The sequence below is a fragment of the Bacteroides sp. DH3716P genome (genome assembly GCF_025914115.1).
Classification (GTDB): Bacteria; Bacteroidota; Bacteroidia; order Bacteroidales; family Bacteroidaceae; genus Bacteroides; species Bacteroides ovatus.
In genome coordinates this window covers 6532856-6541093 of the sequence record NZ_CP083673.1, presented here as the reverse complement: position 1 = coordinate 6541093, position 8238 = coordinate 6532856, and the positions used below count along the sequence as shown (strand labels likewise).

General features: G+C 33.5%; 7 protein-coding genes and 1 pseudogene. All 8 read right to left on the bottom strand.

All coding sequences use genetic code 11. From position 1 onward, the window contains the following. Nucleotides 1-1065: 1065 nt before the first annotated feature. Nucleotides 1066-1167, bottom strand: a pseudogene (locus KQP79_RS25260) (signal peptidase I); the annotation flags it as partial. Further along, on the bottom strand, nt 1166-2986 hold the full coding sequence (locus KQP79_RS25255) for a glutaminase domain-containing protein (RefSeq protein ID WP_229077687.1): 1821 nt from the start codon (nt 2984-2986) through the stop codon (nt 1166-1168). The pseudogene KQP79_RS25260 and the gene KQP79_RS25255, both read right to left, overlap by 2 nt. A gap of 41 nt (nt 2987-3027) precedes the next feature. Further along, the gene (locus KQP79_RS25250; RefSeq protein ID WP_032849629.1) at nt 3028-5034 is read right to left on the bottom strand and encodes a hypothetical protein; all 2007 of its coding nucleotides are present in this window, start codon (nt 5032-5034) and stop codon (nt 3028-3030) included. Between the two features lie 19 nt (nt 5035-5053). Continuing rightward, the gene (locus KQP79_RS25245; RefSeq protein ID WP_008648125.1) at nt 5054-5941 is read right to left on the bottom strand and encodes a DUF1573 domain-containing protein; all 888 of its coding nucleotides are present in this window, start codon (nt 5939-5941) and stop codon (nt 5054-5056) included. Between the two features lie 8 nt (nt 5942-5949). Further along, the gene (locus KQP79_RS25240) at nt 5950-6999 is read right to left on the bottom strand and encodes a BF3164 family lipoprotein (protein WP_008648127.1); all 1050 of its coding nucleotides are present in this window, start codon (nt 6997-6999) and stop codon (nt 5950-5952) included. Between the two features lie 335 nt (nt 7000-7334). Beyond that, nucleotides 7335-7562 (bottom strand): hypothetical protein, encoded by a 228-nt coding sequence (locus KQP79_RS25235; protein WP_138344034.1) that lies wholly within the window; start codon nt 7560-7562, stop codon nt 7335-7337. 5 nt (nt 7563-7567) lie between these two features. Continuing rightward, the gene (locus tag KQP79_RS25230) at nt 7568-7810 is read right to left on the bottom strand and encodes an NVEALA domain-containing protein (RefSeq protein ID WP_004312299.1); all 243 of its coding nucleotides are present in this window, start codon (nt 7808-7810) and stop codon (nt 7568-7570) included. 207 nt (nt 7811-8017) lie between these two features. Then, nucleotides 8018-8238 (bottom strand): TolB-like 6-bladed beta-propeller domain-containing protein (locus KQP79_RS25225; RefSeq protein WP_264386582.1); only part of this gene is annotated, 221 nt, incomplete at its 5' end.

Here is an 8238-nt window from a genome sequence, read left to right as displayed (position 1 = left end):
AGCCGCCAAAGCTTCAATATTATCTAATAATAATGTATTTACTCGAGGTTCTTTTAATGAGTAATTTACAGAAAGAACCGCCATCATCAAAATAGAAAAGAATAATAGTTTCTTCATATATACTATAGTTTTATCGATTAATTAATGAAAACGAAAGTAAGCAATTGGATTGCAACTGCCAATAAATTAATCTATCCATTTCTATCTAACCGAATCTATCCGCTATATACACTATCATAGAGATAAGGCTTTCATTCAAAAAATGCCTATTTCATCGGAAATTATAGTTTTTATTTGTTCCTTCTCTTTTCCAAGTAGTATTTTTCCTAAAAACAGAATGTTATTCTTTTCTATTACATACAATTATTATTCCGATCTATCTTATTTAATCTTTTAATTTTTCTCTTATATTGATATGCACCTATATTATATAACATCTTATTACGATACCATTCCTTACAAGCACCATATTGATTATTTTTCCAATAATATGTTCCAAACAGAGCCATCATCGAAATAAAAATACAACGCTCAAGATGGCTTCAACTCCTGTAAGAGTTATCACATCTACCATATTCTTTTTTGTCATTCGTATCAATTTCAACTTTTTTCATGCTTAAATCCTATCTATAGTGATTATAGCTGCACCCTTCACTTCTCCCTATTCATCGGGGATAGGTGGTGAAGGGGATTCCTTCACCACCTCTTCACCAGTTTCTTCTTATAGCTAATCCGATTTTCATTATAGCTAATTCAATTATGCTCATAGCATCTTGTTTTTTCTTCCTAAGGTTTGAAACAAACATCGGGATGTTTGTGAAAAAGACGCTAGATGATTGAAACAAACTTTTAGACTTTTGTAAAGCACCGCTTTAAGCAGGTTAAAGCTATGCTTTGCAACTCCTAAAGCACAACTTTAGATTTTACAAAACAACACTTATCCGTAAAGGATGGGTGAAAGGTGGCCCTTCACCCGCTATCCCTCATGAATAAGGAGTTGTGAAGGGTGAAGGCTATATCGGTTTTTATCAATTTATGTTTCATTTTTCATTTGATTTTCTTCATAATTCTATCCCAACGATTTTTCTGATAAGGAAAATTAAAAACCAGTATATCATTTCTCTTAAAATTTCCCCATCCGGGCATCCGATGAATAGTGAAATCTTCATACGCTTTCTTTCAGCTGAATTAGTTTACGATAAGCCATAAGCCCCAACACGCATTTCACACGTTCATCATCCTCATTCAACAACCCTCCACAGGGATAAACTTCTTTCTTCATCTTCTCCCGCAAATAATCCGCCCATAAACACAACAGATTCCAATGCGCATCAGCATAACCGAAATCCTGTTCTGCTTCTACAATAGCAGTTATCATTATTAACATGTCAGCAGCCATCTCCACTGCATAATCATCAACTTTCACCTGACGATTAGCAATTGGGTAGATTCCTATATCATAAGGAGGATAACTTTTCCTCCAATAATCATTCTCGCAATATTCAAAAACCGGTTCCAAAAGGCCTTTCATCCAATCCATACGATTAAGAGACAATAAAATCGGAAAGTTACTATAAGATTCTCTCACATTGGCCAAAGTATCTCCAAAACAAAACAAATCACCACTTTGAGACATTACAAAACGATGCTCCGATATAAATTTTCGATAATCTAAAATCATCTGGCGTGCAAACGATGGGATTCTCGTTTGAAAAGCTCGCCTGTTCAACTGCCCATCCAACCTGTCACATTCCCTCATTAATTTCTTATAATTGTCACCGATAAACAACAAAGCATCCTTCAATTCTCTTTTTCCATCCTTATTCCAATAAGGATGTAGAATTTCCCCCTCATATTGCAAACCCTTCCCTTCATTAAAGCCAAAAAGTAATACACCCTGATCTTTCTTGTTTTTCCCCAGTTTCTGCGAAAGCAGCACATGCCCTTCATTATATGAATAAGCCGTTTCTTCAGCAGCTATCCCCATATACAAGCTATCAGACTTGACAATACACCAATCCTGTTCAGACAGGCTTTCTACTCTATTTTTCCCAAACATCCATTCTGTATCTATATCAAATAAAATTTCTACATCATGAATTTCTGATTTGCCAGAATGAATTTGATAAGAAATAAAACCTACCGGACATCCCATTAAACATTGTTCTAGTAACAAAGAAGGAGAAACAAAATCAAGGTATAACTCAACATCTCCACATTGATAAATGTAATGAGTTTGCGTCGCTTGTACATTCATTTGTTTCAATATTGCCATATCCACATCGTTATAGGTTTTATTTTCCATGTACAATCCAAAATCCAACAGAGCATTTTCTTTCGTATTCCACCCATGTGCGGCTATCACATTATCGCCATTATGTAACTTTGCAACTACTTCATCGGAGAGTTGTTTACATTCAATTCTATTGCTAAAATAATCTACCTGATAAATAGGTTCTCCATTACAATAGATTTCTGCATGGTCATCACATTTAGAACAAACATATAATTTATATCCTTCCAATTTCTTTTTATCATTTATGTTAAAATGTCTGCGAATATAAATATCGGCTACGGTCCATGTTGAGTGAATAGGATAAGGACGATTCTCTGCTCCCCAAGCTCCTAACCCGTTATACCACTCCTTATCATCATATTCTTTCCGCATCCAATCATCCTTTGGATGCAAATAAGAGTATCTAGCAGGCCACCCACAATTAATTGTAGAAAGAGGTACTAGTGGAAAAGGACGCAACGAATCACCTCCCATAAAACGATAAGATTTACCATCTACTTTTAAAATTCCGATCATCGGAAACTCCTTATTTCTTGATAACTTCGGATATTTTGTATGCAATGTATTTCCAACAGTTTGGATAGAAAAATCCGGTACCAATGCCATTAATGAATGATTGGACGCAATACATATAGGAATAACTTCATTCTCCTCTTTATCATTGCAACATGCATGTAAAGAAAAGATCATCCATAAAAATATTATTCTTATCCCCCACCCGATTTTGTTATTTATTTGCATATCTGCCTCCCGTTTTCATAAACAAAAATTCTTTCTTCCACCCCGCGAGTATGATTTCGCAATAATAAAAGTGTATTTTTAGGAACACCCGAATAAACCAATGAATCAGAAAGAGCTTGTTTCTTTCCCATTGATTTCCACTCCTTATCACAATATAATAACTCGAATGTATCCCCAGGGCGAATATAGTTATCTCTATTACGTGGTGTATAAACTATTCTATCTACCCGTACTTTCCTTCCCATATCTAACCCGCTCCAACCACCGGACGGTCTGGAATAGTTGAAAGAAGTCTTAGTTTTGCCATCAAAAACATTGTAATAATTCAATCCTTTATCGGTATCCTCCAAAGGAGTTCCTATAATGCTTCCCTTCAAAGCAGAAGTGTCATTACATTCATAAAATTCAACTTCAGCCACATTACAATACGTATTCTTGGCTCCAAAATATCTAAAATAACGATACTTCTTATCTGACCAACTCCGTACAACCGTTTTCAAACGACCGGGCACCTTTTGCACCATAAACAAAGTATCCTTCTCTGAAAAATCAGGCTGATTACTCCCTTCGAACACCCCTCCCAACATTCTTCTTCTAAGATGAATTTCTCCTTTAAAAATATTGTACTTAGAATACAATACTACATCTTGAATTTCTTCATGTTTTGAATAAAAATGAAGTTCATTGGTATGCGGATCTACATAAAAAGGATCCGTTACAAGATGGAGCACTCCTTCCTCATAAGTTGCTATCCGCATAATCATTCCTTTTTTTATATTCCTGAATGTCATGTTGTTGACGTCATATTCCGTCCAAGCAACCGGAACCCATTTATCCCGTTTACTTGCACACAAATAAGCAATCTTCCCGTTACATTTTTCTCTATATATTTTTGATGGAGGTATTTTTAATTCTTTTTTATAATAATAAGCATATTCACGAGTTACATCTACAAACTTTGGTAAACGCCAAAATGGGTATAGTTCTTCTTCATACTTTCTCATTTCTTCATACATTTTTCTATTGACGCAAAAAGTATTCCTATATACCTTGGCCGTATTCTCCTCTTTATACCACATATTTTCACATTGTCGTTCAAAGGCTTTTGGAAAATCAGCAGCAAAAGCTTCTTGATTCTTATCCCATGCAACTAGCCAAAAATGTCCGGCATTCACGCCACTACGCATAGGTACAAAGTCAACACCACAGGGTATCCCTAAGGATCGGAACAAATAGATACCAAAATCCGTTGCCTCTCTGCAACTTCCAGATATATATTGTACATATCTAGGACCAATATGTCCCATAAGCGCAGGTGATGTAGAAGTAAAATAATGTTCTTTATCCAATAATCTGTCTCTCAAATATTTTGCAGCAACAATAGGGTCTTCTTTATCCAAAACATCAGACATCCTTAATGAATCCAGCAATGAATTATATTTTTCATAATACATTTCACGCCAATATTCGAGTGTTTCATCCTCAATGCGATATGGCAATATGTACTCACAAAAAGTTTCAAAAGAAACATTTTTGCCCCATGGTTGTTCTCGCCAAACTTTAAATGCCCATTCAATATTGTTACATAAATATGCGGAGTCCACTTCTCTTATATCATGTTTCTTTTCAGGTTCTCCTAACGGACCATATACTTTCTTGACTGAATCCGCAACCTGTTTCGCTGTCTGTCCTCTACTCTTTTTCAGCCATGCATAATAAGACTTATAGTTTTCTAACTGCTTGCTTGTTGAATAAGAGTAAAAAGGCATATTTTCAATTAGAAAACAAGCAGCTTTGTATTTTAGGCTATCAGCAGGATTCTTTTGATAATGACGGAGTACTTTTTCCAATTCTTTCCTGTTGTTTTTAGCAGATTGCAAAGCAGCTCCGAGAGGAGTTATCATTTCTTCTCTGAATGTAATCCTATCTATTATTTGCCATCCTAGCCAAATAAACAGCACCAAGACTATAAATTGAATATATCCCAAATACTTCATCAAACCTTTTCTTAATTATTCATTTTGCATTTCCACTAATTTTCAAATGGAACGGAGAGCCTTCTGCATTACAATACACGGTTATCGTTTTATCGAAATGCCCAGAATGTTCAGCTTGATATTCCACCTTCACTTTCAAATTTCCACCTGGTTGAACAGGTTCTTTAGAATATTCCACTGTAGTACACCCACATGGAGTATAAATTTCTTCTACAACAAACGGATTATCACCTGAATTAGTAAATGAAAACTCTACAAATTGCTTTTTTCCCCAATTAAAAGTTCCTATATTGAACTGATATGTAGATAAAACAACTGTTGTTGGAGTTCTACTATCAATCTCCTTCAACAGAGATTTTTTCCCTGTAATAATATTCAAATAAAGTTCTTTTATCTTAGGATTATGAATAGGATTGCCAATAGCAACTACCCTATTATTCTTATCCAACAAAAATGTTTGAAAGATCGTTTCTATAGGAAAATGATTCAACTTATTGATACTATCATGCTCATCAATACATACAGGATAATCAAAGCCTTCTTTCGTTAGTAAATACTCAATATTTTTCCTGCTCATAGGATGAATAAAAAAAAGAACATTACATGAAGGACAAGTATCTTTTAGCAATTCAATAAAAGGTTTCCATGCACTAAAACTTAAGTGACACCGCATACAACCGATTGAATCGACATATGTTAATATTTTGTAGTCACAATCTCTTTCATAATACCCCATAATTGTATCTCTAGCAAATTTCGTAAAAATAGGAACACTAGGAAAATCTATTTCCTTATAAGTCCATTCTTCAACTAACCTCTTTATTTTTTTTTCATCATGCTCATAACATGAAAACAAAGAAAAACATATAACAAAAGAAATCAGAGGGATAACAATCATTCTATACATATGTTTATCTATTTTATTTTAAATCTTATTAATTCAGGATCAGGCATATTAGAGAAAGCATACAACATCTCATCTTTATTATCCACACTAATCAGTGTAACTGGCACATTCAGTTCATACTTTTTTATGGCTTCTCCATTCCAATCAAAAACATAAATTATTGTTCCTGCAAGTGTTTCTAAACCATTTTCTTTAAAATTTTTGCCTGAATAAAGTCCATATACATATTTAGGAGAAATACACAAACTTATAAATGTACTATTATTGGAAGATGAAATTGGGGCAGCTCGCATGTCCCCTTCAACTTGAGTTTTATAAATAGGGTAGTTCATTTCATATTTCTTTATTAAAGAAATATCAGTATTATTTATTTTATAAAAATGAATAATTTCAGAAGTATTTACTGCATAAACAAATTTATCCATAAATGGATTTAAACGGATAATACCTTGATAAGCCATACCACGCAACCTGTTTGCTATTTGTTTCTCATCTCCATCTTTATATGGATATTCCATAAAATGCTCTTCTTCTATTAGTCCAGTACCCCAAAGTCTGAACATACAGTCTTCGTAAAATCCCAAAGATACAAAAGTATTAAATGCTGTAGGAAACACTTTAATAGTCCCAGGAATAGTATCTTTAGTTAAAACTGAAAAGTTCGAAATTCGATTTTTCACATCTGATATGTTCATAACATTCAAAGTCTTTTTATATAAATCATAAACACTTATGGAGCTCTTACCAAATAACTGTATATCAAAAGGCATTAAGAATTCATTAACACCTTGCCCTTTCTTTCCGAAATCATATATTGAATCTAGATCATTCAAATCGACCAAATGAAATAAACCATCTTCAGACTTCTCATCGAAAACAATAATTGCTGAATCACAATATATCATATCCATTGGAGTTCCCCAAATATAACCGTTTGATGGTATCTTTTCATATTCCAAGAATATCCTATTCGTAAACAAATCGTCTATTTGACAGTCTGTTTTAACATTTTTACATGCACAAAAGAAAATCAACACAAAAACATATTTCAATTTCATAATATACTAAATTCATAATAGTTTATAGAATATTTTTATAAAGCTATATTTTAATCGGCTTTATTTATGCATAACAAATCTAGAAGTTGTCAATACACTTCAATTGGGGCTGACTAAAAAGATTTTTTCACAATTACCCCTTCTCCAGATACCTGTAGAGGGGGTAAAAATCAAGTTTTCGACCTTTTTTATTCAGCCCCAATCCCAAGAGGATATTAAAAACCAACAGTTATAGCAATAATATACAGAATTATACTGATGAAAGTATAGTTTCAAACTCTAAGTAAATGTTAACAAGCATATTTTCCATGCACTTTCATCACCTTCATTAGAATTTATTGGTATAGTTTATAGCCCCTTATAGCTAGCCCTTCACTATATATCACACAAATACCTGATGTAACTACACAAAAGTCAAAATCCACTTCCGCATTATTAGCTAACGCATCAACATTACAAAGTAACAAGGCAGAAGAGCTTTTAGTATTCCAATTATATATACTAAATGTAGATATAAACAAACAAATTATACCTACTACAACATATAAACTTTTAGCTTTCATAATATTTAAATATATGGACGATATTCACCAAGGCATGCACCCCAATCTCCTAACGTTCGACAAATTTGCAATCTTGTATAAACACAACCTATGCATTCATTTCCACCTTCTTTTGCATTAGCTAAAGCTTCCACATTGCTCAACACCAAGTCAGACAACTTCACATCATTCTGCGAAGTATATACATTATATCCCGCAATAGCAGCGACAGCAACAACTGCTATCACACCTAATACTTTCTTTTTCATTCTTCAATAATCTTTAAATTACATTTTATTTTTCTCTTCTGCATCTATCATTTCAACAGAATAGCAATAGTTTGCTACATTAATTTTTATTCTTATGTTTGCATCCGAATCTTTTTTAAAGATTTAGGAGCAGGTGATATGTAAGCAAATCCTGCAAGATAAACAAACTCATCATCCTGCTCCTTTTAATCAAGTTAATTATCTCATTCAGCCAAAGTTAAACTTAAGTATTGGCTCATCATTATTTACATCTGTCGCTATTATCGTTTTCGTAGCTTCATCCACCCAAATACCATATATATAATGGTCGAGCACATATTTACATAACGGTTCTCCTTTCAAACTAAATACATAAATATATTTTCCTCCATCAGGAAGCCTTCCGCTTTGTCTTGCGATCTCCTTAAAAGACGTTCCATGAAATACAG